Genomic DNA, 25,121 nt, shown 5'->3' on the forward strand with positions numbered 1-25,121 from the left:
ATGTAGGATAAAGGTCGATATTCTATCGATTTCATCCGCGATGGCTGATATGCCTGTGGCCAGTTTAGAAGAAGTGCACCTGTGATACGTTTCGAGAATGTCGGCCTGCGATATGGAATGGGGCCTGAGATCCTGCGGGATGTCAGCTTCCATATTCCGCCGCGTTCGTTCCAGTTCCTGACGGGGCCATCGGGGGCGGGCAAGACATCATTGATGCGTCTGCTTTTCATGGCCCTGAAACCCACGCGCGGCCTGATCAATATTTTCGGGCGCGATGTCGCGCGGCTCGACCACAAGGCCGTGCCGCTGCTGCGCCGCCGCATCGGCATCGTGTTTCAGGATTTCCGCCTGCTCGATCACCTGACCACCTATGAGAATGTCGCCCTGCCTTTGCGCGTGCGCGGCAAGGAGGAGGCGACCTATCGCCACGAGGTCGAGGAATTGCTGCATTGGGTCGGGCTTGGTGATCGCATGAGCGTGCTGCCGCCGGTGCTTTCAGGCGGCGAGAAACAGCGTGCGGCCATCGCGCGGGCGCTGATCGACCAGCCGGAACTGCTCCTGGCGGACGAGCCGACGGGCAATGTCGATCCGCCGCTCGCCAAGCGCCTGCTGCGCCTGTTTACCGAACTCAACCGCTCCGGCACCGCCGTCATAATCGCCACGCATGATCTTTCCCTCATGGATCAGGTCAATGCGCGCCGCATGATTCTCGAACATGGGCGGCTCGACATCTATGATTGAGGCTCCCAACCAACGCCGCAGCGCCTTGCGAAAATTCAAGGACGATCTCCATGAGCGTCTTGACGATCTCAAGGACATGCTGATGGTGCGCATCGGCAAGCGCCGCAAGAGGCAGGGGCCCAGCCCTATCGTGCCCGATGGCAGCGTGACCGGCACGGCGCTGGTAATGGTGATCGCGATCATGACCTTTCTTGCCTGTCTCACGCTCGGCGGCGTCACGCTGGTGCGTGCTTCCGCTGCCGCCTGGCAGAGCCAGATCGCCCGCGAGGCGACGATCCAGATTCGTCCCGTCGACGGGCTGGACATGGAAAAGGCCCTGCAGGATGCAAGCACCATCGCGCGCGGCTTTGCCGGTGTGAAAAGCCTGAACATCATCGACAAGGATGCGACCGCGCGTCTGCTGGAGCCGTGGCTGGGCAGCGGCCTCGATATTGACGAGCTGCCGGTGCCGCGCCTCGTGGTCGTGACGATCGATGAGACCGCGCCGCCGGATTTCGAAACCATGCGCGCGGAGATTACCCGCGCCCTGCCAAGCGCGAGTTTCGACGATCACCGCACATGGGTGGACCGGCTCGTTTCCATGGCCAATACGACCGTGCTGGTCGGCACCACGGTGCTTTCGCTGGTGGTTGCCGCCACCATATTGACGGTGATTTTCGCCACACGCGGCGCCATGTCGGGCAATAGCCATATTATCGAGGTGCTGCACCTGATCGGTGCGGAACCGAAATTCGTGGCGCGCGAATTCGAATGGCATTTCTTCCGCACCGCGCTCAAGGGCGCCCTGTTCGGCGGCGTGGCGGCGATTTTCGTTTTTCTGGTCTTTTCGTGGTGGGCATCGCGGCACATGGCAACGCCGGAAGGTGATCAGGCAGCAGCGATGTTCGGCAGTTTCGCGATGGGGCGCGACGGTTATATCGGTGCGGGGGTCATCATCATATTGGTGAGTGTTCTCACCATGCTGACCAGTCGGCTGACGGTGGTGCGCCAGCTTGCGACGATGGATAGTTCGGGAGTGCGTCCCGAATGAGCGTCTTCTTCGCCAATATGGGCCGGAAGGCAAAAAATTCCGGCAGGCTTCCGGCTTATCGCCGCAATGCTGGTTATGATAGCAATATGATTACAGGCAGACGGACAGAGGCGGTATCGTCGATGGCAGATGTGGCTTGGCGTCGACGACGCCCCGCCCTTGCGCCGTTCGCTCTTCTATCTGTTGTGGGTAAATTCATGTGGTCTGTCATCATGCGCGTGTTCCGACGACTTCAGCCCGTATCCATTTTCCTCTTTTTGGCCCTCATCGCCTTTCTGATCGGCTTTGTCGTCTTTGGCGAAAAGGTGACGGGCATGCAGCCGCCTGTCCTCGAAGAGCCCGCCGATGCCATCGTGGTTCTGACCGGCGGGCAATCGCGCATTCGCGCCGCGCTGGAGCTTCTTGCGCAAAAGCGCGGCAAGCGGCTATTGATCAGCGGCGTTCATCCTTCCACCAATGAGAAATCGCTTCAGCGCGCGACGCATAGCGAACCGGCGCTATTCGATTGCTGCGTCGATCTTGATCGTTCCGCGCTCAATACGGCGGGCAATGCGACCGAAAGCGAGCACTGGATTCGCGCCAATGACTATCATCGCGTGATCGTCGTCACCAATAATTATCATATTCCGCGCAGCATTCTCGAAATGTCGAGCCGCATGGACGATGTCGAATTCATTCCTTATCCGGTGGTCAATGGCGAAAAGCGCGAACATGGCTGGGTGGCGGAAGGCGACACGCTGCGGGTGCTGCTCATCGAATATGTCAAATATCTGGGCGCGGCTATCCGTGTCGGCTGGGCGTCGCTTTTCGAAAACCGCTGATCGCATCCGTTTTGCGGCAATGCGTGAAATCCATATGGAAAAAACCGTGCATCCTGTTATATCGGGTGCCGTCGCTTTCAAGGAAAGCCATCAATTTTCGCCCGATCGATCCGCAGCCATGCGGGTCAAGCGGAGCCAGCCAAGGTCCTCGCCGATACGATGCTTCTCTATCTGCGCTCCATTCTCTTCAATCTGGCGTTCTATGTCTGCACAGCCGTGCAGATGGTCGTCTATACGCCGTTTTATTTCCTGCTGCCGCGCAAGAAGGCGTGGATTATTCCGAAAGCCTGGGCGCGCGGCAATCTGTGGCTGCAAAAATATATCGCAGGCACCGATTGCGTCATCGAAGGGCTGGAGAACATCCCCGACGGCGCCTATATCGTCGCGCCCAAGCACCAGTCCGCATGGGATACTTTCGCCTTTCTGCCGCGGCTCGACGATCCGGTGCTGATCCTCAAGCGCGAGCTGATGCGCATTCCGCTCTTCGGCTGGTATGTCGCCAAGATGGAAATGATCCCCGTCGATCGCGGATCGCGCGTCAAGGCGCTGCATTCCATCACCAAGGGTGCGGAAAAGGCGATTGCCGAAGGCCGCCAGATACTCATCTATCCGGAAGGCACGCGCCGCGCGCCGGGCGCGCCGCCGCATTATAAATACGGCATCGTCCATCTTTATGAGGCGCTCGATCTTCCGGTCCTGCCGATTGCCCATAATGCCGGGCTTTACTGGCCGCGGCGCAAGTTCCTGCGCCATCCCGGCACCATCCGCGCCCGCATCCTGCCGCCGATTCCGCCCGGGCTGGACAAGGACGAGTTTCTGCGCCGGCTGATCGAAACGACCGAGGGCGCCTGTGACGAACTGCTGGTTGCGGCAAGCCGCGATCCCAATCCTCCGCCCATGCCGCCCACTGCAATTGAGCGCCTCAAGGAACTTGGCGCGTGAGCGATAGGCCAAATTCTGTATTTTCCCGCTTCGACAAGACCGCGCGTGACGACAATTCGTCGCGTTGGGTTGAAGTTTCGTTTTTCTTGCACCTAACCTTCAAACCCGTTATCAGAGCGCGACACGAAAGGACACATCATGAATATTGATGCCATCTCCATCGGCTCCAATCCGCCCGAAGACGTCAACGTGATCATCGAAGTTCCTGTCGGCGGGCAGCCGATCAAGTACGAGATGGACAAGCAGGCTGGCGCGCTGATTGTGGACCGTTTCCTCTATACGCCAATGACCTATCCGGGCAATTACGGCTTCGTGCCGCATACGCTCTCGGAAGACGGCGATCCGATCGACGTTCTGGTGTGCAATACCCGTCCGCTGGTTCCGGGCTGCGTGATCAATGTGCGCCCGATCGGCGTTCTGGTCATGGAAGACAATTCCGGCAAGGACGAGAAGATCATCGCCGTGCCGTCGCCGCATCTCACGCGGCGTTATGAAAAGATCCATGACTATTCCGACCTGCCGGAAATCACGCTCAAGCAGATCCAGCATTTCTTCGAGCACTACAAGGATCTGGAACCCGGCAAATGGGTGAAGATCGGCGACTGGGGCGACGAAGACTATGCGCGCAAGTTCATTGTCGAGGCAATCGAACGCGCCAAGGGAAAATAATCAGCCCATCCCTGTTCAATGAAAACGCCCGGTCGATGCCGGGCGTTTTTTGCGTCTGCTATATGAGCGCCGGAAGCAGCGTCGTCCACATGAACTGGCGGATGAAGAAGATGATCAGCAGCAGGATGATCGGCGAAATGTCGATGCCGCCCAGATTGGGCAGGATATTGCGGATCGGGCGCAGGACAGGTTCTGTCACCTTATAGAGAAATTCACCGATCGAAGCGACAAAACGATTGGAGGAATTGACCACATTAAACGCGTAGAGCCATGAATAGATGGCACTCGCGATGATGATCCATGTGTAAATATCAAGCGCCAGATCAATGGTGCGAAACAATGCGATCATTAAACATTTCTCCCTGAGAATTTGCCGAGATGTAGCGTTTGCCCGGCGCAAGAACAAGAGGGCCATGGCGCTGGAATGCAGTTGAGGGCGGTTTAAAGCGTGTCGCGATCTTTCAGATTCGCTCTTACGCTTTTAGTTTTTGTTTTAACGCGCATCTTTTTCCGAAAACCGTTTCACACTTTTCGGGATGCGCTTTAAGCGGCATTGCTGCGAATGAGCGCATCGATATGTTCGAGCGTATGATCGCGCACCCGCATATTGCGCAAATGTGCAACCGTGTTGGTGACATAGTCGATATTCGCGCCCGATTCGCCATGCGCGGATGTGATGATTGCCGCGGCTTCCTCATGGCTCAGCAGGCCGGCATATTGCGCGTGGCGGCGGTCGGCCACATAGGTCACCGCCTCGACCTTGCGGCCATCGGCCAGCTGCAGGCGCAGCCATTTTTCATGATAAACGCTGTGAGACATTTCGCGCTCACGCAAATAGACCATCACCTCGTCCGTCATGTCGCCGGGAACGCGAAAGCCCATGCCAAGGCAGGAGCCTCCGGCATCGAGGCCCAGCACCAGACCGGGCTGGTCGGGGGTTCCGCGATGAACATGGGAGTAGATGCACAGGCTGCGGCGATAGCCATGCAAGCGCGCGCGCACGGTTTCCACATGCGCGAATCCGGGCCGCCACATCAGCGAACCGTAGCCGAATACCCAGAAGTCGTTATCGTGTCGATTGTCAGTATGCATTGCCATGAATGTATCAATATTTGTCGGAACATGGCGATTTTTCGTCAAAAATAATGATTAGTCCCGGTTTTTTGTGCGGCCATCCTTTCCTAGACTCAATCCTGCCATAATATGGTCAGCACTAGTGGTGGAACTGAAATTCGCATCCCGTCAGGCAACACTGAAGGTGCATGTCGATATATCCCACATTTATCGTCATCCGATCAGATACAGGGCATTTTCAATGGTGCAAACCGGAACAGGGCATAGGAAATCCAGAAAGCGCCTTGTCACGATTGCGATTCTTCTCCTTGTTGTCATCGCCGCCTATACGGCGGGCTGGTTCTATGTCGCAGACCGTCTCGAAACGCGCGCCAGAGCCGATATGGCGAAGCTTGCGGCGCAGGGCGTGGGCGCGCAATGTGAAAACCTGCATATGGGCGGCTATCCGTTGCGTATCGACGTGGTCTGCGAGAGCATTTCATGGCAGCGGCCAGCGGCCGGCATGGCCTTGCGGGCAGGGCGCTTTACTTCCGGCTCACCGGTCTATGCGCCGCGCTCGCTCAGCAACGAGATGGCCGGACCGGCCCTGATCGAGTTTCCGGGGTTGCAGCCGCTGGAAGTCAACTGGAGCAAATTTACCTCCAATACCCGGCTTTCGCGTCCGTTCCCCACAGAAATCGAGCTTGATGCGCGCGATGTCGCGGTCGGCAGGCGCACCGAAACGACAACCACCAAGCCGATTGGCATGCTGGAGCACATGTATATGCGGCTGAGCAGCGTGGATGACCTGCTGAAGCTCAATGGCCGCTTTGCGGCGTTCAAGCTTGCGCCTGCGGTTATCGGACAGGCCAAAAGCCCGGAAATCGACGGTCTGGCGGATATTCAGATTTCCAATGCCGCAACATTTCTGGCTCCAAGCCCCTCGCCAATGAGCGAGCGCCTGCGCGGGCATGGCGGAATTATCAATCAGGCTTTTCTCTCGATGCCCAATGGCGCGATGGTTTCGGTGGCGGGGCCTTTTTCGGTCGATATGGAAGGGCTGATCGACGCCGATCTCAAGGTGACGATGGTCAATCCGCAATCCTTCGCGCAGGCGGGGCAGGTGCTGTTTCCCGAGCAGGGCGGCAATATCGCCACGGTCCTGTTTGCGCTTTCTGCCATGCCCAAAGACGAAAACGGCAATCCCGTGCTGGAGATTGCCGTTCGCAAGGGCCGCGCCAGTGCGGGCTTTATTCCGCTGGGTCGCTTACCCCAGCTTTAGTTTGCGCCGCCTGACGCCCGAAATCGGGCGCATCGATTTCCTGTCCCGCATCGATGATGCCGCGACGAACAGCGCGCGTGCGCGTGAAAAGGTCGAACAGCGCATCACCATCGCCCCAGCGTATCGCGCGCTGCAAGGAAGCGAGGTCTTCCGAGAAGCGCCCCAGCATTTCAAGGATGGCATCCTTGTTGTGCAGGCACACATCGCGCCACATGGTGGGGTCCGATGCGGCAAGGCGGGTGAAGTCGCGAAAACCGGAGGCCGAATATTTGATGACTTCCGATTTCGTCACCTGTTCGAGATCGCTGGCCGTGCCGACGATATTATAGGCAATGATGTGTGGCAGGTGCGAAACGATGGCCAGCACCAGATCGTGGTGCTGCGGGTCCATCTGGTCGAGGCGCGAACCGCAGGCCGTCCAGAAGGCAGTCAGCCTTTCAAGCGCTGCCGCATCCGTTTGAGGCAGGGGCGTGAGAATGCACCAGCGATTGGTGAAAAGCTCGGCAAAGCCTGCATCCGGCCCGGAATATTCCGTGCCTGCCAGCGGATGGCCCGGAATGAAGTGGACGTTTTCGGGCAGTTCCGGCTGCATCTGCGCAATCACCGACGCCTTGGTGGAGCCGACATCGGTGACGATGGCTCCCGGCTTGAGATTGCCCGCGATCTGGCGCGCGACCGTCCCCGACGAGCCGACCGGCACTGAAATGATGACGAGATCCGCATCACGCACGGCTTCAGCGCTGTCGGTCGAATAGCTGTCGCCAAGGCCAAGCTGTTGGGCGCGTGCCAGCGTATCCGCGCTGCGGGTTGCGATGGCGATATGATCGGCCAGACCCTCGCGGCGGATGACGCGCGCAAGTGACGAGCCTATCAGGCCGATACCGACCAGAGCGATCTTGTTGAAATGAATTTTCGACATGGTGCTATTTTAAAAACTCTTTGAGGGCGTCCACGACGCCGCGATTGGCTTCTTCCGGTCCGACTGTCATGCGCAGCGCGTTGGGGAAACCGTATCCGCCAACGCGGCGCAGGATATAGCCGCGCCTTGAGAGCCACTCATCAGCCTTGTCCGCGCTATGGGCGGCATCTTCGGGAAAATGGATCAGCAGGAAATTCGTCACCGACGGCGTGACGCGCAGGCCGAGCTTCGCAAATTCCTCGCTCAGCCAGTTCAGCCATTTTTCGTTGTAGGCCACCGACTTTTCGACATGCGCGCGGTCACGGATCGCAGCGGAGCCTGCGGCGATTGCGGCCGAGTTCATGTTGAAGGGGCCGCGAATGCGATTGATCGCATCGATGACATGCAAAGGCCCATACATCCAGCCGATGCGCAGGCCCGGCAGGCCGTGGATTTTGGAGAAGGTGCGCGTCATGACGACATTCTCGCTCGACGAGACCAGTTCAAGGCCCGTTTCATAATCATTGCGGCGCACATATTCGGCATAGGCGGCATCGAGCACCAGCAGCACATTTTTGGGCAGGCCCGCATGCAGGCGGCGCACTTCCTCGAACGGCAGATAGGTGCCGGTCGGATTGGCCGGATTGGCGATGAAAACCAGTTTCGTGCGCGGCGAGATACCGGCCAGAATCGCATCGACATCGATGCGCTCGTTCTTTTCCCTGACGGTAACGGGCGTTGCGCCCGCAGCCATCGTCTGAATCTTGTAGACGGCAAAACCATGCTCGGTGATGATGGATTCATCGCCCGGCGCAAGATAGGTCTGGCACAAAAGCCCCAGCAGCTCGTCCGAGCCGTTACCGCAGATGATGTTGGCGACATTGAGCCCCTGCGTTTCGGCAATTGCCTGCCGCAGCGCCAGCGCCTGCCCGTCGGGATATATGGCCAGATGGTCGCCACAATATCGATAGGCTTCGATCGCATGGGGGCTGGGTCCCAATGGCGTCTCGTTGGAGGAGAGCTTATAGACCTTGGCAACACCTTCCACATGTTCCTTGCCCGGCACATAGGCTGCAATATCGAGCAGGCCGGCCTTGGGCTGGGGACGGGTGAGGTTTTGCTGTTCGGTCATGATTTGGCTCCGCCAAAAAGGACTAGGGATAAGGTTACGATGCGGGCATAAACCGCCATCGCGCGCAAGTCGAGAAAAACCTTATTTGCGGCGGTTGTGGAGGCCCTTGCGCAAGCCGCTGACCGGGGTGCCATGGGGGGCGAGTGCGGGGACGAAGACGCGGCGTGAGGAGCGCCGGGCGACCGGCAGGCCCTGATAGAGCCGCTTTTGCGCCTCGACCACCAGAACGCCCGCAAAAAGCGGCCATAATTTTCGCCCCATCCCTTCCATCGCCATGCAGGGCCGCATCATCCAGCGCCGGGTTACAGGCGGAAAATGCAGCGAATTGCTCAAGTTGTTGACGGTGAAATTGGCTTCGCGCAGCAGCGCGGTCAATTGCGTGCGGCTATAGGGGCGACCGCTGCCAAAAGGCGTATGGTCGAGGCGTGCCCAGACGCCGCGCCGGTTTGGGACGACGATGACGAGCCGCCCGTTGGGCGCAAGTACGCGCCACATTTCCTTTAGCGATTCGGCGGCATTTTCCGCATATTCGAGCGCATGGACCATCAATATGCGGTCGATGGAGGAATCGGGCAGCGGCAAGTCCTCGTCAAAAACCAGGGCGGTCGCGGATTTTTCCGCCGAAGGCCATGCGATTGCGCCCTGACCGGCGGGCATGAAGGCAAAGCTGCGCTCGGTATCGGCGCTGAAACGATCGAGATAGGGCAGGCTGTAGCCAAGCCCGACCAGCCTTTCATTGGCCACGGGTTCCCAAAGGGCCGCCAGCGACATACGGATCGCGCGCTCGGTCAGATGACCAAGCGTGGTGCCGTAAAAAGAGCGCAGTTCGATAATGTCCGGGTGCATGGCGGCAGGCTATAACAAATCGAAAGATTGGGAAACGGATAAGCTGTTTACGCCACGGGATGGAATTTTGCAAAACCATGCTATAGACCGTGGCTTTCATCCCCTCGCGGCGCCAGAGCAGGAGACCCGCAAATGCCAGTAGTGGGCGGCAAAACCATAGATGTGCTTTTCAGCGCGGACGATATAGCCTCGCGTAATCTCGCGCTCGCGCAGGATATTGCAAAACACGGGTTTCACGATCTGCTGACGGTTTCAATCCTCAAGGGGTCGTTCATTTTCGCAGCCGACCTCATTCGCGCCATGCATGGCGCAGGCGTGGAGCCGGATGTCGAATTCATCACCGTGTCGAGCTATGGCGCAGGCACGACCAGCGGGGAAGTGCGCCTGCTGCGCGACATCGACAGTGATGTGCGCGATCGCGACGTGCTGCTGATCGACGATATTCTCGAATCGGGCAAGACGCTGAAATTCGTGCGCGACCTGATGCTCGAACGCGGCGCGCGCAGCGTCAGCATCGCCGTGCTGCTCGACAAGAGCATGCGGCGCAAGGTGGAACTCGATGCCGATTTCGTCGCCTTTGAATGCCCGGATTATTTCGTCGTGGGCTATGGCATGGACGTCGCCCATGCCTTCCGGCAATTGCCCTATGTCGGGCATGTGAGGGATTAATTTAGAGCGGTTCCTGTTTAAACGGAGACATCGGAACCGCTCTATCTATTTGTTTTTACGCATTATCCAGACGCAAAACCGTTTCACACTTTTGCTGGAAATGCTCTAGTCGAATTGCAACAGCCGCTGGAGATATTCCTTCTCCATTTGCGGGGTGAGCGCATTGCCAAGCTTGCGGCGGATTTCATCGAGGATTTCGCGCGCGCGCTGAATATCGATCTCGCCGGGTATCTTGACGTCATTGCCAAAGTCCGGCCCGCCATTGCCGGGCCTGCGACCAAGGGGATCACGGCCATTCTCGCCACTTTGTCCCTGACCTTGCTCGCCCTGTCCCATGGCCTGCTGCATCTGACGCATCATGTCGCGACCGCCGCGGCGCAGCGCATCAAGCGCATTGCCCTGCTGATCGCTTGCTTCCGCGCCTTCGCTGCGACCCAGCGCGTCACCAGCATTGCCCATGGATTTTCCCGCATCGGAGAAGTCCTGATTGGGATCGATGCCCATGCCCTTGAGGTCGTCAGTCAGTTTTTGCAGTTCCGATTGAAGGTCCTGCTGGCGTTTCTGCAATTTGCGCATGGCTTGCGCCATGTCCGGCGGAACGTCCCCTGATTGTCCGCCTTCTCCCATCGAACCATCATCGCCGGGGAAAAAATCCTCATCAAACTCGCCATCGCTGCCGCCAAATTGCTGCTGCATCTGCTGGTCGAGCTTGAACGTCTCATTCATCAATTGCTGCTGCTTGCGCATCATTTCGCCAAGCTTGTTCATCTGCTGCTGCATCTGCCCCGCCTGACCTTGCTGCCCTTGCCCCTGCTGGCCGGGTCGGGCCTGCTGGCCCATTTGCAGATTGTTCATCATATCCTGCAATTGCGATAAAAGCTGCTCGGCCTGATCACGCGAGCCCTGACGCGCCAGATTTTCGATCTGGTCCATCATACGCTCAAGGTCCTTGTCGGTCAGCATGCGGGCATTGGGGTCCATGGGCATATTGCGGGCATTGGGGTTCTGCTGCTGGCGCTGGGCGAATTCACGCAGGAAATCCTGCATCGCCTTGCGCAATTCAGCCGAGAGCTTTTCGATCTCTTCCTGCGATGCCCCGTTCTGCAACGCATCGCGCAGGGCTTCCTGCGCCTGCCGCAGCCGCTTCTCCGCAGCCGACAGATTACCGTCTTCGATACCCAGCGCCACCTGCCACATATAATCCGCCGTCTCGCGCAAGGCGTCGTCGCTTTCCGCGAGGCGAAGCCTGCTGCGGATGGTCGCAAGCCCAAGATAATGGGCCATATTCCGGATGGTTTCATCCGGGCGCAGCATGAGGGCCGAGACCATATCGCGCACATGGTCGCGCTGCATGGCGTCGAGCGCCAGAATACGGCGTTGCTCGACTATGGCGCGCGCCAGCGGGTTGGAGAAGGGCCGCTCCGGCAAGGTCATGATCTTCGTTTCGCTGCGGCCGATATTGCCTGCGGCATCCTCGACGACCAGCGTCAGCGCGACCTTGCGGCCTGACCATGGGTGTTCGCTCAAATCCTTCGAGGTCGTAGCCTCCCTGATGCCGCGCCGCGGCAGGACAAGCGGCAGGTCGGGGGCTTCATAAAGCGGCAGCAATTCCTCTTCATCGTCCATGTCGAGCGGCACGATTTCGCCATAGGCTGCGGCGGGGCCGTAATCGTCATCGATTTCATAGGCAAGCTGTAAGGTGCCGTTGCGGGCATGGCCCGGCTCTTTCGTGAAGCGGATGGTGGGGGGATTGTCAGGCGTTACGACAAAACGCCATTGCGCCGGGCTATGCGAGAGCGTCAAGGTCGCGTCTTGCTGAAGGTCATGGCGGAAATTGCGGCTGCCATCGACGGCGGCTTGTTCGCCTGTCTCCGCTGCGGCGTCCTTTGCCGTATCGGGGGCCGCAACCGGTGCGATTTCACGGCGCTGACCCGTAGCGTCGGTGAGCGTGAGGCGCTCGGAACTGCCGCCGATCACGCGAAGGGAGAGGATGCTGCCCTGAGGAACCCTGATGGCCTCATCGCTCGCCGTTGCCTGCGTATCCACATTCGTATTCGCATTGAGAAAAATCGGCGCGCGTCCGGTATAGGGGGGCGGCGTGACCCAGGCGTCGATGCGGGCTGCGGCTTCTCCCTTGCCGGCAGGGATATAGAATGCATCGCTAACAAGTCCGCTGCCGGAACCAAAACTATAGGCAAAGGCGGTGACGAAGAGCAGTGCAACCACGGCCCGCAGGCCATAGGGATCGCGCTGGGGAATATGCGGGCGCGGCAGGCCGGATTGCAGATTGGTGAGCCGTTCGGCCATGCGGCGCTGGTGTTCGTGCCACAAGGCGCGCGCGAGAGGATCGTTTGCGCCTGTCGCCAGTTGCGCGCTTTGTACCGCGAGCGGTTCATGGACAAGGCCATTGGTCCTTTCGATCCGCGCGGTGATTTCATCAGCGGAAGGAGAGCGAAAGCGCAGCGGCAGATAAAGCGCGGCCAAAGCGGCCAGCGCAAACAGGCTCAATATGGCAATATGCAGCCAGCGCGGCATAAGCGCGAACAGGCCGAACCAGGCCGCACTTGTAAAAAGCGCGACCAGAAGCACCAGCGGCAGCACCAGCGGCCAGAGCCGTTCAAACGCGATTGTGAGCAGGCTGCGCCAATAAAGGCCGCGCAAGGCTCCATCTTCGCCGGAAAACAGGCGAAGCGTCTTGTCGCTTGCACGCAAATCCTTGCTGTTCTGGCTTCGCTCGATCATCCGGGCTTTCTGATGCGTGTTCCGGTTAAGTCGTCCTACTTAGAATAACACGCATCATGGCAAAGGCGAGGCTTGCACCTATAAATCAGAGCCAATCGGGCACGGAATCGAGCGCGAGGAGTTCTTCATAGGTGCCGCGCGGGCGAATCACATGGAAGCGGTCGTCATCGACCAGCACTTCGGGCACCAGAAGGCGGCTGTTATAGGTGCTCGACAAGACTGCGCCATAGGCCCCCGTGGTCCAGACCGCGACCAGATCGCCGGGCGCGGGCTTTGCAACCTCGCGATCCAGTCCCAGATAATCGCCGGTCTCGCAGACCGGGCCGACGAAATCGGCGCGGATGCGCGGCGCATCATCCGCAGGAAGCCTGACCGGCCTGATCTCGTGAAACGCCTCATAGAGCGTCGGGCGGATGAGATCGTTCATCGCCGCATCCACGATGATGAAGTTCTTTGCGTCGCCTTCCTTCACGAAGATGACTTCCGTCACCAGAAGCCCGGCATTTCCGGCGATCAGGCGTCCGGGTTCAAACAGGGTTTTCAAGCCCAGCGGCTTGATATGCCTTGCAACGATTTGAGCATAAGCGACCGGCAGCGGCGGCGGATTGTTGTCGGTGCGATAGGGAATCCCCAGCCCGCCGCCCACATCCACATGGCGGATATTATGGCCGTCGGCCTGCAATTCACGCACCAGTTGCGCCATCAGCGCGAAGGCATCGTCGAAGGGTTCGAGATCGATGATCTGGCTGCCGATATGCATGTCGATGCCCACCACGTCGAGGCCGGGCAGGCTGGCGGCGCGGGCATAGGCCTCGCGGGCCTTCACGCGCGGAATGCCGAACTTGTTTTCGGATTTTCCGGTCGAAATCTTGGCATGGGTTCTGGCGTCGACATCGGGATTGACGCGCAGCGACACCGAGGCGGTCTTGCCGAGCGCGACCGCGCGCGCGGAGAGGATTTCCAGTTCGGGTTCCGATTCCACATTGAAGCAGTAAATGCCTGCCTCAAGCGCAAAATCCATTTCGCGCGGGGTTTTGCCGACACCGGAAAAGACGATTTTATTTGCCGGAATGCCTGCGGCGAGCGCGCGGCGGATTTCACCTTCCGATACCGTGTCGGCGCCTGCGCCCATCCTGGCCAAAGTCTTGAGCACGGCCAGATTGGAATTGGCCTTCAATGCATAGGCAATGAGGGTGTCCATATCGGCGAAGGCTTCGCTGAAAACGCGATAATGGCGCTCCAGCGTGGCGCGGGAATAGACATAGAACGGGGTTCCGACCGCCTTGGCAATTTCAGATATGGCGACATTTTCGGCGTAAAGAACGCCATTGCGATACTCAAAATGATTCACGGGAAACAGCCCCTGTCGGTTCAGGAATTACAACAGCTTGTCGAGAATAAAGGGCTTGTCTTCCTTCGGCTTTTCAATCGTGCGGCCCTGATCGTTGGTGATCGTGGCGGCAGGCGGCGGCTCAAGCGGCCCCTTGCGACCGCAAGCGGCAAGCGCGGTTGCAAGGGCTGCAATCAAAAGCACGGAAGAAATGGCGGAGCGGCCTGTCATCAACTTTGTTCCCTGAACCTGTCTACGGGTTAGCTCTAACGCAAAATAGTCGAAAGTGAAATCGCTCTCAATCGAGATCGAAAGTCGCGATCACCGGCACATGATCGGAGGGACGCTCCCAGCCGCGCGCTTCACGCAATATCTGCAAGTCCTTGATGTCGCTTTCCAGATCGGCAGAACCCCAGATATGATCGAGCCTGCGTCCGCGATCCGCAGCATTCCAATCCTTGGCGCGATAGCTCCACCAGGTATAGATTTTTTCTTCTGCCGGGATGAGATGGCGCATGAGATCGCTCCAGCCGCCCTTGACCCGCAGGTCTTCGAGCGTCTGCGTCTCGATCGGGGTGTGGCTGACGATCTTGAGAAGCTGCTTGTGCGACCAGACGTCGTTTTCCAGCGGTGCGATATTGAGATCGCCGACCAGAAGCGATGAATAGCCATCGGGACGCTCGGCGACGATCTCGCGCATTTCTTCCAGAAAAGAGAGCTTGTGGGCGAATTTCGGATTGATTTCCGGGTCGGGCTCGTCACCACCGGCGGGCACATAGAAATTATGGATGCGCAGCTTTTTGCTTCCTGCTTCGACCACCGCGCTCAAATGGCGGCAATCGCCCATGTCGCAAAAGCCGATCTTTTCCGCCTCAACAAGCGGGCGGCGCGAGATGGTGGCAACGCCGTGATAGCCCTTCTGGCCGCTGATTTCGATATGTTCATAGCCGAGCGCGCGCAGCGGCTTGAAGGGAAACAGGTTGTCGGGACATTTGGTTTCCTGAAGGCACAGCACGTCCGGCTGGTAATCGCGCAGAAATTGTTCGACCAGCGGCATGCGCAGGCGAATGGAATTGATATTCCACGTAGCAACAGAAAAACCCATGGGAAAGACTCGCGACAATCTGAAGATGGTCGCGAAACTAACCATTTATCCGGTGAATGCAACCGCGCTCGAACAGATCAGCGCTGCTTGCCCTTGGTCGCGATGCGCTGGTAGTCGATCTTGAACATATCGTCGGTGAAGCGCACCCCGGTACGCAGGTTGAAAACCATCACCGTGGTGTCGAGGTTCTGCGCGTCGGTGATCGTCCATTGCTTGAGTTCGAAATTGTTCGGATCGAACATCATCGTGATCGTGGAGTTGCCGAACATCGACTTGTCGCCCACTACCAGCGTGATCATGTCGGGATCCTGCTTCACGCTTTTGAGACGCCCGCCGCCCAGATTGATCTTGTCGGAAAGCAGCATGTTGAGGGGCGTTGTCGAAAGCGCGTAGAGATCCCATGTATCGAGCTTGCGATTGTTGATGACGACCTGATTTCCGTCCGAAATCACGCGGATGGGGGAATTGTTGTAATTGAAGCGAATCTTGCCGGGGCGCTCGATATAGAAGGTGCCGCCAGTCTGCTCGCCCTTGGGGCCGAATTGCACGAATTCGCCGGTCATGGTGCGGATGGAGGAAAAATGATCCGCGATCTTCTGGGCTTCCGCAGCACCACTGGCGCCCTGCGCCACCGCAACGGCCGGAGCAAAAGCGGGCAGCGCGATGCTGAGGGCCATGGCACCGAACGCTGCCATGGCCGCAAGGCGTCCGGCTTTCGCAAATGCGGAAAAACGGGTGAGAAACGGGGAGAGCGTCATCGGCAGGCTTTCTCTTTTCGTCATTGTTTCAGGCTAATCCGCCACTTTGTCGCGAGTGTGGCGAATTCGGCCCCGGGCGGCATCAATCGCGCTGTAAGGCAGATCAGAAGTCGTCATCTTCGGTCGGCACCAGTATTTCGCGCTTGCCCGCATGGTTGGCAGGGCTAATCACGCCTTCTTCCTCCATGCGCTCGATGATCGAGGCGGCGCGGTTATAACCGATGCCGAGACGGCGCTGGATATAGGATGTCGAAACCTTCTTGTCGCGCAGCACCACGGCAACCGCCTGATCATAGGGATCGTCGGAATCCTCAAGGTTTGAAGTGCCTCCCGGACCGTTGCCGCCGCCGCCTTCTTCCTCTTCATCCTCGGTGATGGCGTCGAGATATTCCGGCACGCCTTGCAGCTTGAGGTGCTGCACGATGCGTTCCACCTCATCGTCACCGACAAAGGGTCCGTGCACACGCTGGATGCGCCCGCCGCCCGCCATGAACAGCATATCGCCCATCCCGAGCAATTGTTCTGCGCCCTGTTCACCGAGAATCGTGCGGCTGTCGATCTTGGACGTGACCTGAAACGAGATACGGGTCGGGAAATTCGCCTTGATCGTGCCGGTGATGACATCGACGGAGGGGCGCTGGGTTGCCATGATGACGTGAATGCCCGCCGCGCGCGCCATTTGCGCCAGACGCTGCACCGTGCCTTCAATATCTTTGCCCGCGACCATCATGAGATCGGCCATTTCGTCGATGATGACGACGATATAGGGCATCGGCTCAAGATCGAGCTGCTCGGTTTCGTAAATGGCCTCGCCGGTATTGCGGTCGAAGCCGGTCTGCACGGTGCGCGCGATCTGCTCGCCCTTCTTCTGCGCCTGACTGACGCGCTGGTTGAAGCCGTCAATATTGCGCACGCCGACCTTGGACATCTTGCGGTAGCGGTCTTCCATTTCGCGCACGGTCCATTTGAGCGCCACCACCGCCTTTTTCGGATCGGTCACAACCGGGGTCAGAAGGTGCGGAATGCCGTCATAGATGGAGAGTTCCAGCATTTTGGGATCGATCATGATCAGGCGGCACTGATCGGGCGTCATGCGATAAAGCAGCGACAGGATCATGGTGTTGATGGCGACCGATTTGCCCGAGCCGGTGGTGCCTGCCACCAGCAGATGCGGCATCTTGGCAATATCGGCGATGACCGGCTCGCCATTGATGGTCTTGCCCAGCGCCAGCGCCAGCTTTGCCTTCGATTGCTCGAAATCGCGGCTTGCCAGCATTTCACGCAGATAGACCATTTCGCGCTTCTGGTTGGGCAGTTCGATGCCGATCACATTGCGGCCCGGCACGACCGCCACGCGCGCGGCAATGGCACTCATGGAGCGGGCAATATCGTCGGCGAGCCCGATGACGCGCGAGGACTTGATGCCCGGTGCAGGCTCAAGCTCGTAAAGCGTGACCACCGGCCCCGGCTTGACATTGATGATTTCGCCGCGCACGCCGAAATCTTCCAGCACCCCTTCGAGAAGGCGGGCGTTCTGCTCCAGCGCATCGCGCGAGAGCGTCGCGTCGCGCTGCACCAGCCTGGGTTCGGCGAGAAAATGCAGCGCAGGCAGTTCGAATATGCCGCTGTCATTGAGGAAGGAGGGCTGTGCCTCGTGCTGGATGCGTGATCCGGGCCGGGGAGAGGCGGGGCGTTCGCCCACGCGTGTCCCCACCGGGGCCTTGCCGCGTATAGGCGGCGCATCGTGCCATTCCTGTCCGGCAAGTGGGGTTTCGTCCATGTCGAAAGGCGGCTCGCCCTCGTCATGCGCGCCAAAGCCCGGCTCGCGGCGCGGTGCATTCCGTGCTGCATTATGCGCTTTGGGGCGCGTATTCAACTGGTCGAATTCGTCCCCGCGCGATCTGCTGCGGCCCATGCCCGCCAGCCGCCTGAAACTTGCCGATATGCTGAGCGCCGTATGCGTCAATGCACCGATCAACTGCGTGCTGCGACCGGAAGGGGCGTCGTCCTCGTCATCTTCGGAGAAATCGTCTTCGATGGCTGTCGGGCGCTGGTCGGACCCTGCGTCGGCGTGGTTTCTTCCAATGATCCCGCTTGCAAAAAGCATGAGCCAGAGTGTCGGCAGGGCCAGTATCAGCGCAATGACGGATGCAATCGTGCCTTGCGGGAAGCTGCCCAGAAAGAGGGCGGGAAAGCGCAGCATCATATCGCCGAAAACGCCGCCGAGGCCGATAGGCATCGGCCAGCTTTCAGGCACGGCAAAACAGCTTGCGATTGCTGCACAGAGCAGGCTTGCACCCGCCCATGCGAAACCGCGCCTGCCCGTTTGCCCGATATATCCGCGCGTCATCAGAAGCAGCGACCAGACCGCCAGCGGCAGCAGCGCAGGCACGCTCGCCAGACCGAAGAACTGCATGGCAAGATCGGAAAACACCGCGCCCGGATAGCCGAGCGCATTGGTGATTGGATTATCGGTGGCATGGCTGAAGCTTGGATCGGCAACATTCCAGGTTGCCAGCGCGCCCACCGCCATGGCGGTCAGCGCTAGCAGCGCAAGCCCCAGCAGGATATAGATCTGCCTGCGCAAAAGATTGGACAGCCTCAGCCTGTCTTCCGAAAGCCGCTCGTTACGCAGCGGGTATGAGGGCGAATATTCTTGCCGCATCTAGCCTGTCCCGAACCGTTTATTGGCCCACGGCGGAATCGCCGCAGGCAGAATGAAATCGGGCTGATCCTAGAACGGCGATGGTTAATTCCCCATTAACCATGCGCCTTGCGCTTAATGCACCGACTCGCCATGCAGGGCGATGTCCAGGCCCTCGATCTCGGCCTGCTTGCCGACACGCAATCCCATGACGGCCTTGATCGCATAAAGGATGATGGCCGTGGCGATGGCGGTATAGACGATGGTGATGGCCGCACCGAAAAACTGCTTGGCGATGGTTGCTTCTGCCGCAGCCGGATTGATGGCCGCATCGGCGAAAACGCCGGTGAGGATCGCGCCGATGAAGCCGCCGACCCCATGCACGCCGAAAGCATCGAGCGAATCATCGTAGCCGAGCGCATGCTTGATTTTTACCGCTGCGACATAACAGATGGCGCCTGCAATAATGCCAAGGAAAAGCGCGCCTGTCGGATTGACGAAACCGGCAGCAGGCGTGATGGCGACAAGACCGGCGATTGCGCCCGAAATGATGCCAAGAACGCTGGGCTTGCCTGAAATGGCCCATTCGACGAGCATCCATGCCAGAGCGGCACCCGCGGTTGCGACCTGCGTGTTGAGCATGGCGACAGCGGCAAGCGCATTGGCGCCAGCGGCGGAACCGGCATTGAAGCCGAACCAGCCGACCCAGAGCAGGGCTGCGCCAATCACCGAAAGAACGAGATTGTGCGGGGCCATATTGGTGTGGCCGTAACCGTCGCGCTTGCCGATGATGAGTGCTGCGACGAGGCCCGCGACACCGGCATTGATATGCACCACCGTGCCGCCCGCAAAATCGAGAACGCCGTCCGAGCCCAGAAAGCCGCCGCCCCAGACCCAGTGGGCGACGGGCACGTAGACAATGAACAGCCACAGCGTCAGGAAGACCAGCATGGAAGAAAACTTCATGCGTTCGGCGAAGGAGCCTGCGATCAGCGCCGGGGTGATGATCGCAAAAGTCATCTGGAAGGTGATGAAAAGATATTCGGGAATCGTGCCGGTGAGCGATTGCATGCTCACGCCCGCAAAGAAGGCTTTGGAGAGGCTGCCAATAAAGGCATTCATCGAACCGCCATCGGTAAAGACGAGGGAATAGCCCGCGACCATCCACAATACGGACATGAGGCAGGCAATCGCAAAACTTTGCATCACGGTTGAAAGCACGTTTTTCCGGCGCACCATGCCGCCGTAAAAAAGCGCCAGTCCCGGAATGGTCATCATCAGGACCAGGGCGGTCGAAATCAGCATCCATGCCGTGTCGCCCGTATCGAGCGCGGGGACGTCTGTTGCCTGCGCAAGTGTTTCGCGTTGCGATAAAAGCAGGATGGAGAACGCTATAAGCGCCGTTTGTTTGTTTCTTCCTGTCATGAACATCAAATCTCTCCGTCGAATGGAGCCTTTCGCGTCTTGGCGGCAAAAGGCCGGGATCAATCAGGGAGAAACAAGAATCATGCCAGTTGGAAAAAAGCCTGCGCAACGGGGCATTGCGCGCCTTTGAGGGAGGGAGATTGCTTAAAATTTAGCCATTAATAGAATATGCCTTAAATTTAGACGCCGCGCTTGTTGCCCCAGATCAGCACATGAAGCTGGGGCAGCACATGCGCGTTAAACCAGCGGTCCGCGATCACCCGATCAAGGAGCCATTGCATGCGCTGCATGATGCCATTCATATCGATTTGCGCGTCTTCGGCTTCGGGCGGAGGCGGCGTGTGATTGCCCGGCTGCAAATAAAGGGAAAGATGCGGATAGCGCGCCGCCGCATTTTTCGCGAAGGCATAATCCGCCTCATCGAAGATCACGAATTTGAGCACGGTCCTTGGCTTGCTCGCAGCGGCTTTCAGGCATTGTTCAAAAGCGAGCCAGTCGGTTTCCATGCCGCTTGAGGGCGGTTTGGGGCTGAGCACCAGCGTATCGAGGCTTGAAAACCAGTCCTTTGCCACCGAACCTTGCGTTTCCAGCGCAAAGCGATAGCCCTCGCCTTGTCCGCGCCGGATCAATGGTTCCAGAGGCTGGATTGCCGGATTGCCGCCAGAAAGTGACACTGTTAGAGGCGTTTTCCCGGAAAGTGCCGTCACTTGATCCCAGATTGCATCCACGCTCATCGGCTTCCATTGGTGCCGAAAGCGGCTTTCGACGGCGTGCAGGCTGTCGCACCAAGCGCAACGATAGTCGCAGCCGCCGGTGCGCACGAAGACGGTCGGCTCGCCGATCAACACGCCTTCACCCTGAATGGTGGGGCCGAAAATCTCGCTGATGCGAATGTCGGAAGCCATTTTCATAGCCGGTATTCCGCCCATGTCTTTGGCGTTTCGCTCACACGCACGGCGGAAATTTCCGGCCAGCGCACGCGGCACCAGTCATAAAAATGCCGCGCCAGGCATTCCGCCGTCACGCGGTTATGGCCCAGCACCTCATTGAGGTGGCGGTGATCGAATGCATCGTCGATATAATGCTTGAGGGGTGCCAGTTCATGATAGTCGCGCACAAAGCCGTGCTGGTCGAGCTTGTCTGCGCAAAGCTCCACCACGACGATGTAATTATGACCGTGCAGGCGTGCGCATTGATGATCGGCGGGCAGTTCCGTCAACTGATGCGATGCGGAGAAGTGGAATTCCTTGGTGATGCGAAACATCAGCGGTTCCTCCCCTCGATTGCCGTGCGCCAGAAGGTTGCGTCTTCATAAGGTGTCGGGTCTTCGATGCCCGCAAGATGAAAAGCCTCGCGCCGCTCGACGCAGGTTCCGCAACGCCCGCAATGCTGTTCGCCGCCCTTGTAGCACGACCATGTGGCCGCAAATGGCGTGCGGTATTTCGCACCATCCACAACGATGTCGCTTTTGGAGCAATGCACATAGGGGGCGAGCAGGTCTATATCGGCATAGCCTTCGAGCGCATGGTTCTGCATGGTCTGGAAGGCATCGATGAAGCCGGGACGGCAATCGGGATAGATGAAGTGGTCGCCGCCATGAACGGCAAGCGCTACGGCCTCAGCCTTTTGTGCCGCCGCAACACCAAAGGCAATGGCCAGCATGATGGCATTGCGGTTGGGAACCACGGTGATCTTCATGGTGTCTTCGGCATAATGGCCGTCGGGAACCGCGACATTATCGGTCAGGGCCGAGCCGGTCAGGCTTGCACCGATTGCACTTATATCGATGATCTGATGCGGGACTTCGAGCCGTCTTGCGCAGGCTTGTGCGAAGTCCAGTTCCTTCTTGTGCCTTTGGCCGTAATCAAACGAAATCAGGCCAGTGAGTGTCTGTTCGGCTGCGATTTTATGTGCGAGCGAAACGGAGTCCAATCCGCCGGAGCAGATGACGAGCGTTTTCATATGTCTTGTCCTTGTTTTGACCGGGTAGGCTGCGACCGGGTGTTACGGGCGGGTTCCTAACGCATGATCGGCGGCTTGTAAACGCCACGAAACAGGGAGAAAAAGCGGGTGCTGAAAAATTGGAATGACGATCTTCCGGAATAAATCCATTTAAATCGATATTGCTGCCCAAGCCAGATTGACGCGCCTGTGAAGCGTCTTTAGGTTTCCAGCCGGTTCCCGAGGGGGAGAGGCAGATGTTGCGATTTTTGCGATGCATCTGCCAGCATGGTTTTCATGTCGGTTTCTGGCATGCGGACGCAGATTCAGGGCGGCATAATCGTGCTGCAAAAAAGTCGAGGAAGAGGTATTCGCGGATGAAAGTGCTTGTCGCAGTCAAGCGGGTTGTCGATTACAACGTGAAGATCCGGGTCAAGGGAGACGGTTCTGGCGTCGAGCTTGCGAATGTGAAGATGTCGATGAACCCGTTCGACGAGATTGCTGTCGAAGAAGCGATCCGTTTGAAGGAAGCGGGCAAGGTGACGGAAATCGTCGCGGTTTCGGTCGGCCCGGCACAGGCACAGGAAACCTTGCGCACGGCGCTCGCCATGGGTGCGGATCGTGCGATCCTCGTCAAGCATGACGAACTGGTCGAGCCGCTGGGCGTCGCCAAGGTTCTCAAGGGCGTGGTCGAAGCCGAAAAGCCGGACCTCGTGTTTCTGGGCAAGCAGGCCATCGATGATGACAGCAACCAGACCGGGCAGATGCTCTCGGCGCTTTTGGGCTGGAGCCAGGCGACCTTTGCCTCGAAGGTGGAACTGGAAGATGGCTCGGCCAAGGTGACGCGCGAAGTCGATGGCGGTCTTCAGACCATCGACGTCAAGCTTCCCGCCATCGTGACGGTGGACCTGCGTTTGAACGAGCCGCGCTATGCCTCGCTGCCCAATATCATGAAGGCCAAGAAGAAGCCGCTGGAAGAGAAGTCGCCAGCCGATTTCGGCGCCGATGTCGCGCCGCGCCTCAAGGTTCTCAAAACCGAAGAGCCGGGCGGTCGCAAGGCGGGCGTCAAGGTCGGTTCAGTCTCTGAACTGGTCGAGAAGCTTAAAGCCGACGGCGTGTTGTAAGAGATCGGAAGGGACAAGATAAATGGCTATTCTTCTTATTGCCGAACATGACAATGCAACGCTTTCCGATCAGACGGCCAAGGCGCTGAGTGCGGCTGCCCAGATCGGCGGCGATGTCGATATTCTGGTGGCAGGCAAGGGCGCGAAGGCTGCGGCTGATGCGGCAGCAAAGCTTTCGGGCGTGCGCAAGGTTCTGCTGGCTGAAAGCGATGCGCTGGAAAACCAGCTTGCGGAGCCGGTGGCAGCCCTCATCGTTGAACTCGCAGGAAACTACGACACGATCATCGCACCGGCCACCACCTCGGCCAAGAACGTGCTGCCACGCGTGGCGGCCCTTCTCGATGTGATGCAATTGTCTGAAATCTCGGAAGTCGTGTCGGCTGATACGTTCAAGCGTCCGATCTATGCGGGCAATGCCATCCAGACCGTGCAATCGACGGATGCCAAGAAGGTCATCACGGTGCGCACGGCCTCTTTCCAGGCAACGGGTGAAGGCGGTTCGGCTGCGGTCGAAAGCGTCAATGCCGCCGCCGACCCGGCACTGTCGAGCTTTGTCGGCAATGCGCTTTCGGGTGGCGATCGTCCGGAGCTGACATCGGCCAAGATCATCATTTCGGGTGGTCGCGCGCTTGGTTCGTCGGAGAAATTCCAGGAAGTGATCCTGCCGGTTGCCGACAAGCTTGGCGCTGCCGTTGGTGCAAGCCGTGCGGCGGTCGATGCGGGCTATGCGCCCAATGACTGGCAGGTTGGCCAGACCGGCAAGGTGGTTGCGCCTGATCTTTATATCGCGGTGGGCATTTCCGGCGCGATCCAGCATCTGGCGGGCATGAAGGACAGCCGCGTCATCGTCGCGATCAACAAGGATGAGGAAGCGCCGATCTTCCAGGTGGCGGATTACGGCCTCGTCGGCGATCTGTTTACGGTCTTGCCGGAGCTTGAAAAGGCGCTTTGATTTATTTTGAGGCGGCGGAAACATCCGCCGCCTTTTTCTGTACTATACTGAACGGATCACCGCATCGGGCGGAAGTATCAGGGAGTTTGAACGGTGGCGATCAAGTCGGTAGGCATTGTTGGCGCAGGCCAGATGGGTGGCGGTATCGCCCATGTTTGCGCGTTGGCGGGTTATGATGTGTTCTTGCACGATGCGGCATCTGACCGGCTGGAAAAGGGTATCGCCACCATCAATGGCAACATGGCGCGGCAGGTTTCGTCGGGCAAGCTGGAAGATGAACAGCGCAACGCCGCCATGAAACTGATCCGCGCGGTCAATTCCATGGAAGATCTGGCCGGTGTCGATCTGGCCATCGAAGCTGCGACCGAAGACGAGACCGTCAAGCGCAAGATTTTCACGCAATTATGCCCGATCCTCAATCCGCAGGCCATTCTTGCGACCAACACGTCATCGATCTCCATTACCCGGCTTGCTTCGACCACCGACAGGCCAGAGCGTTTTATCGGCATTCATTTCATGAATCCGGTGCCGATCATGAAGCTCGTCGAACTCGTGCGCGGCATTGCCACCGATGAGGAAACCTTCCGCAAGTCGAAGGATTTCGTCAGCGCGCTCGGCAAGACGGTGACGGTGGCGGAAGACTTCCCCGCCTTTATCGTCAATCGCATTCTGCTGCCGATGATCAATGAGGCGATCTACACGCTCTATGAAGGCGTCGGCACGGTGGAGGCCATCGATACGGCGATGAAGCTGGGCGCCAATCATCCGATGGGGCCGCTGCAACTGGCCGACTTCATCGGCCTCGATACCTGCCTTTCCATCATGCAGGTGCTGCATGACGGGTTGGCGGATTCAAAATATCGCCCATGCCCGCTGCTGGTCAAATATGTCGAAGCAGGATGGCTTGGCCGCAAGACGGGCCGTGGCTTCTACGATTATCGCGGCGAGCATCCGGTTCCCACGCGCTGATAATAGCTATTTGAGCTTTAAGGCCGGTTTCGCAAGCGACCGGCCTTT

Annotated in this window: 25 protein-coding genes; 10 read left to right on the forward strand and 15 right to left on the reverse strand. The window is 58.7% G+C overall.

What is annotated here, in order from left to right:
- The first annotated feature begins 117 nt into the window (after positions 1-117).
- From ftsE to ppa, 5 genes are all read left to right on the forward strand, one after another.
- Complete coding sequence (gene ftsE, locus DKP76_RS03730; RefSeq protein WP_245410138.1) at positions 118-741, forward strand: cell division ATP-binding protein FtsE; 624 nt, start codon at positions 118-120, stop codon at positions 739-741.
- Between the two features lie 76 nt (positions 742-817).
- Entirely contained in the window at positions 818-1,771 is a 954-nt protein-coding gene (locus DKP76_RS03735) for a cell division protein FtsX (RefSeq protein WP_199224746.1), read from the forward strand.
- Positions 1,768-2,592 carry a YdcF family protein gene (locus tag DKP76_RS03740; RefSeq protein WP_109705048.1) on the forward strand — a complete coding sequence of 275 codons (825 nt, stop codon included), beginning with the start codon at positions 1,768-1,770 and terminating at the stop codon, positions 2,590-2,592. The genes DKP76_RS03735 and DKP76_RS03740 overlap by 4 nt, the downstream gene beginning before the upstream one ends.
- A 159-nt stretch (positions 2,593-2,751) precedes the next feature.
- Positions 2,752-3,534 carry a lysophospholipid acyltransferase family protein gene (locus DKP76_RS03745; protein ID WP_109705049.1) on the forward strand — a complete coding sequence of 261 codons (783 nt, stop codon included), beginning with the start codon at positions 2,752-2,754 and terminating at the stop codon, positions 3,532-3,534.
- A gap of 138 nt (positions 3,535-3,672) precedes the next feature.
- Positions 3,673-4,203 (forward strand): inorganic diphosphatase, encoded by a 531-nt coding sequence (gene ppa / locus DKP76_RS03750; RefSeq protein WP_109705050.1) that lies wholly within the window; start codon positions 3,673-3,675, stop codon positions 4,201-4,203.
- A 58-nt stretch (positions 4,204-4,261) separates the two neighbouring features.
- Here ppa and DKP76_RS03755 read toward each other — a convergent pair whose 3' ends face one another.
- On the reverse strand, positions 4,262-4,552 hold the full coding sequence (locus tag DKP76_RS03755; protein WP_109705051.1) for a YggT family protein: 291 nt from the start codon (positions 4,550-4,552) through the stop codon (positions 4,262-4,264).
- A 194-nt stretch (positions 4,553-4,746) separates the two neighbouring features.
- A complete protein-coding gene (locus DKP76_RS03760) occupies positions 4,747-5,295 on the reverse strand; it encodes a gamma-glutamylcyclotransferase (RefSeq protein ID WP_425349363.1) in 549 nt (182 codons plus the stop codon).
- Positions 5,296-5,518: 223 nt separating this feature from the next.
- Here DKP76_RS03760 and DKP76_RS03765 point away from each other — a divergent pair, with 223 nt between their 5' ends.
- Positions 5,519-6,538 carry a DUF2125 domain-containing protein gene (locus tag DKP76_RS03765; RefSeq protein WP_109705052.1) on the forward strand — a complete coding sequence of 340 codons (1,020 nt, stop codon included), beginning with the start codon at positions 5,519-5,521 and terminating at the stop codon, positions 6,536-6,538.
- Here DKP76_RS03765 and DKP76_RS03770 read toward each other — a convergent pair.
- The 3 genes from DKP76_RS03770 to DKP76_RS03780 form a co-directional block, all read right to left on the reverse strand.
- Entirely contained in the window at positions 6,507-7,457 is a 951-nt protein-coding gene (locus DKP76_RS03770) for a prephenate/arogenate dehydrogenase family protein (protein WP_109705053.1), read from the reverse strand. The genes DKP76_RS03765 and DKP76_RS03770 overlap by 32 nt on opposite strands.
- A gap of 4 nt (positions 7,458-7,461) precedes the next feature.
- Positions 7,462-8,568, reverse strand: a complete 1,107-nt coding sequence (hisC, locus tag DKP76_RS03775) for a histidinol-phosphate transaminase (RefSeq protein ID WP_109705054.1) — start codon at positions 8,566-8,568, stop codon at positions 7,462-7,464.
- 81 nt (positions 8,569-8,649) lie between these two features.
- Positions 8,650-9,414, reverse strand: coding sequence for a class I SAM-dependent methyltransferase (locus tag DKP76_RS03780; RefSeq protein WP_109705055.1), 765 nt, complete (start codon positions 9,412-9,414; stop codon positions 8,650-8,652).
- A 132-nt stretch (positions 9,415-9,546) separates the two neighbouring features.
- On the opposite strand from DKP76_RS03780, the gene hpt reads away from it, so the two are divergent.
- Positions 9,547-10,083, forward strand: coding sequence for a hypoxanthine phosphoribosyltransferase (gene hpt, locus DKP76_RS03785; RefSeq protein ID WP_109705056.1), 537 nt, complete (start codon positions 9,547-9,549; stop codon positions 10,081-10,083).
- Between the two features lie 105 nt (positions 10,084-10,188).
- Here hpt and DKP76_RS03790 read toward each other — a convergent pair whose 3' ends face one another.
- The 10 genes from DKP76_RS03790 to queC all read right to left on the reverse strand — a co-directional run bounded on the left by DKP76_RS03790 (position 10,189) and on the right by queC (position 22,049).
- Positions 10,189-12,825, reverse strand: a complete 2,637-nt coding sequence (locus DKP76_RS03790; RefSeq protein ID WP_109705057.1) for a TIGR02302 family protein — start codon at positions 12,823-12,825, stop codon at positions 10,189-10,191.
- A gap of 85 nt (positions 12,826-12,910) precedes the next feature.
- Positions 12,911-14,176: a diaminopimelate decarboxylase gene (gene lysA, locus DKP76_RS03795; protein ID WP_109705058.1), complete on the reverse strand. Its 1,266-nt coding sequence runs from the start codon at positions 14,174-14,176 to the stop codon at positions 12,911-12,913.
- 27 nt (positions 14,177-14,203) lie between these two features.
- The gene (gene lptM / locus DKP76_RS03800) at positions 14,204-14,386 is read right to left on the reverse strand and encodes an LPS translocon maturation chaperone LptM (protein WP_109705059.1); all 183 of its coding nucleotides are present in this window, start codon (positions 14,384-14,386) and stop codon (positions 14,204-14,206) included.
- Positions 14,387-14,453: 67 nt separating this feature from the next.
- Positions 14,454-15,260, reverse strand: coding sequence for an exodeoxyribonuclease III (gene xth / locus DKP76_RS03805; protein ID WP_109705060.1), 807 nt, complete (start codon positions 15,258-15,260; stop codon positions 14,454-14,456).
- 77 nt (positions 15,261-15,337) lie between these two features.
- Positions 15,338-16,042: an outer membrane lipoprotein carrier protein LolA gene (locus tag DKP76_RS03810; protein ID WP_109705061.1), complete on the reverse strand. Its 705-nt coding sequence runs from the start codon at positions 16,040-16,042 to the stop codon at positions 15,338-15,340.
- 79 nt (positions 16,043-16,121) lie between these two features.
- Positions 16,122-18,683, reverse strand: coding sequence for an FtsK/SpoIIIE family DNA translocase (locus DKP76_RS03815; protein WP_109705062.1), 2,562 nt, complete (start codon positions 18,681-18,683; stop codon positions 16,122-16,124).
- 114 nt (positions 18,684-18,797) lie between these two features.
- Complete coding sequence (locus DKP76_RS03820; RefSeq protein ID WP_109705063.1) at positions 18,798-20,093, reverse strand: ammonium transporter; 1,296 nt, start codon at positions 20,091-20,093, stop codon at positions 18,798-18,800.
- Positions 20,094-20,266: 173 nt separating this feature from the next.
- Positions 20,267-21,016, reverse strand: coding sequence for a 7-carboxy-7-deazaguanine synthase QueE (gene queE / locus DKP76_RS03825; RefSeq protein ID WP_109705064.1), 750 nt, complete (start codon positions 21,014-21,016; stop codon positions 20,267-20,269).
- The gene (queD, locus tag DKP76_RS03830) at positions 20,995-21,351 is read right to left on the reverse strand and encodes a 6-carboxytetrahydropterin synthase QueD (RefSeq protein ID WP_109705065.1); all 357 of its coding nucleotides are present in this window, start codon (positions 21,349-21,351) and stop codon (positions 20,995-20,997) included. Before queD ends, queE begins: the two co-directional genes overlap by 22 nt.
- Positions 21,351-22,049 (reverse strand): 7-cyano-7-deazaguanine synthase QueC, encoded by a 699-nt coding sequence (queC, locus tag DKP76_RS03835; protein WP_109705066.1) that lies wholly within the window; start codon positions 22,047-22,049, stop codon positions 21,351-21,353. Before queC ends, queD begins: the two co-directional genes overlap by 1 nt.
- Before the next feature lie 356 nt (positions 22,050-22,405).
- Here queC and DKP76_RS03840 point away from each other — a divergent pair, with 356 nt between their 5' ends.
- From DKP76_RS03840 to DKP76_RS03850, 3 genes are all read left to right on the forward strand, one after another.
- Positions 22,406-23,152 carry an electron transfer flavoprotein subunit beta/FixA family protein gene (locus DKP76_RS03840; protein ID WP_109705067.1) on the forward strand — a complete coding sequence of 249 codons (747 nt, stop codon included), beginning with the start codon at positions 22,406-22,408 and terminating at the stop codon, positions 23,150-23,152.
- 22 nt (positions 23,153-23,174) lie between these two features.
- On the forward strand, positions 23,175-24,104 hold the full coding sequence (locus tag DKP76_RS03845) for an electron transfer flavoprotein subunit alpha/FixB family protein (protein WP_109705068.1): 930 nt from the start codon (positions 23,175-23,177) through the stop codon (positions 24,102-24,104).
- A gap of 93 nt (positions 24,105-24,197) precedes the next feature.
- Positions 24,198-25,073 (forward strand): 3-hydroxybutyryl-CoA dehydrogenase, encoded by an 876-nt coding sequence (locus DKP76_RS03850; protein WP_109705069.1) that lies wholly within the window; start codon positions 24,198-24,200, stop codon positions 25,071-25,073.
- Positions 25,074-25,121: the final 48 nt, after the last annotated feature.

The organism is Falsochrobactrum shanghaiense, assembly GCF_003149535.1.
Lineage (GTDB): Bacteria > Pseudomonadota > Alphaproteobacteria > Rhizobiales > Rhizobiaceae > Brucella > Brucella shanghaiense.

What these genes read in the sequence shown, in the direction of transcription:
- xth (WP_109705060.1), bottom strand. Translation starts at nt 15,260, where the DNA reads ATGGGTTTTTCTGTTGCTACGTGGAATATCAATTCCATTCGCCTGCGC.
- DKP76_RS03815 (WP_109705062.1), bottom strand. Translation starts at nt 18,683, where the DNA reads ATGCGGCAAGAATATTCGCCCTCATACCCGCTGCGTAACGAGCGGCTT.
- DKP76_RS03790 (WP_109705057.1), bottom strand. Translation starts at nt 12,825, where the DNA reads ATGATCGAGCGAAGCCAGAACAGCAAGGATTTGCGTGCAAGCGACAAG.
- queD (WP_109705065.1), bottom strand. Translation starts at nt 21,351, where the DNA reads ATGTTTCGCATCACCAAGGAATTCCACTTCTCCGCATCGCATCAGTTG.
- queC (WP_109705066.1), bottom strand. Translation starts at nt 22,049, where the DNA reads ATGAAAACGCTCGTCATCTGCTCCGGCGGATTGGACTCCGTTTCGCTC.
- DKP76_RS03760 (WP_425349363.1), bottom strand. Translation starts at nt 5,295, where the DNA reads ATGCATACTGACAATCGACACGATAACGACTTCTGGGTATTCGGCTAC.
- hisC (WP_109705054.1), bottom strand. Translation starts at nt 8,568, where the DNA reads ATGACCGAACAGCAAAACCTCACCCGTCCCCAGCCCAAGGCCGGCCTG.
- DKP76_RS03840 (WP_109705067.1), top strand. Translation starts at nt 22,406, where the DNA reads ATGAAAGTGCTTGTCGCAGTCAAGCGGGTTGTCGATTACAACGTGAAG.
- DKP76_RS03735 (WP_199224746.1), top strand. Translation starts at nt 818, where the DNA reads ATGCTGATGGTGCGCATCGGCAAGCGCCGCAAGAGGCAGGGGCCCAGC.
- hpt (WP_109705056.1), top strand. Translation starts at nt 9,547, where the DNA reads ATGCCAGTAGTGGGCGGCAAAACCATAGATGTGCTTTTCAGCGCGGAC.
- DKP76_RS03845 (WP_109705068.1), top strand. Translation starts at nt 23,175, where the DNA reads ATGGCTATTCTTCTTATTGCCGAACATGACAATGCAACGCTTTCCGAT.
- queE (WP_109705064.1), bottom strand. Translation starts at nt 21,016, where the DNA reads ATGGGCGGAATACCGGCTATGAAAATGGCTTCCGACATTCGCATCAGC.
- DKP76_RS03810 (WP_109705061.1), bottom strand. Translation starts at nt 16,042, where the DNA reads ATGACGAAAAGAGAAAGCCTGCCGATGACGCTCTCCCCGTTTCTCACC.
- ppa (WP_109705050.1), top strand. Translation starts at nt 3,673, where the DNA reads ATGAATATTGATGCCATCTCCATCGGCTCCAATCCGCCCGAAGACGTC.
- DKP76_RS03745 (WP_109705049.1), top strand. Translation starts at nt 2,752, where the DNA reads ATGCTTCTCTATCTGCGCTCCATTCTCTTCAATCTGGCGTTCTATGTC.
- DKP76_RS03820 (WP_109705063.1), bottom strand. Translation starts at nt 20,093, where the DNA reads ATGTTCATGACAGGAAGAAACAAACAAACGGCGCTTATAGCGTTCTCC.
- DKP76_RS03755 (WP_109705051.1), bottom strand. Translation starts at nt 4,552, where the DNA reads ATGATCGCATTGTTTCGCACCATTGATCTGGCGCTTGATATTTACACA.
- DKP76_RS03770 (WP_109705053.1), bottom strand. Translation starts at nt 7,457, where the DNA reads ATGTCGAAAATTCATTTCAACAAGATCGCTCTGGTCGGTATCGGCCTG.
- DKP76_RS03740 (WP_109705048.1), top strand. Translation starts at nt 1,768, where the DNA reads ATGAGCGTCTTCTTCGCCAATATGGGCCGGAAGGCAAAAAATTCCGGC.
- lptM (WP_109705059.1), bottom strand. Translation starts at nt 14,386, where the DNA reads ATGACAGGCCGCTCCGCCATTTCTTCCGTGCTTTTGATTGCAGCCCTT.
- ftsE (WP_245410138.1), top strand. Translation starts at nt 118, where the DNA reads ATGGGGCCTGAGATCCTGCGGGATGTCAGCTTCCATATTCCGCCGCGT.
- DKP76_RS03780 (WP_109705055.1), bottom strand. Translation starts at nt 9,414, where the DNA reads ATGCACCCGGACATTATCGAACTGCGCTCTTTTTACGGCACCACGCTT.
- DKP76_RS03765 (WP_109705052.1), top strand. Translation starts at nt 5,519, where the DNA reads ATGGTGCAAACCGGAACAGGGCATAGGAAATCCAGAAAGCGCCTTGTC.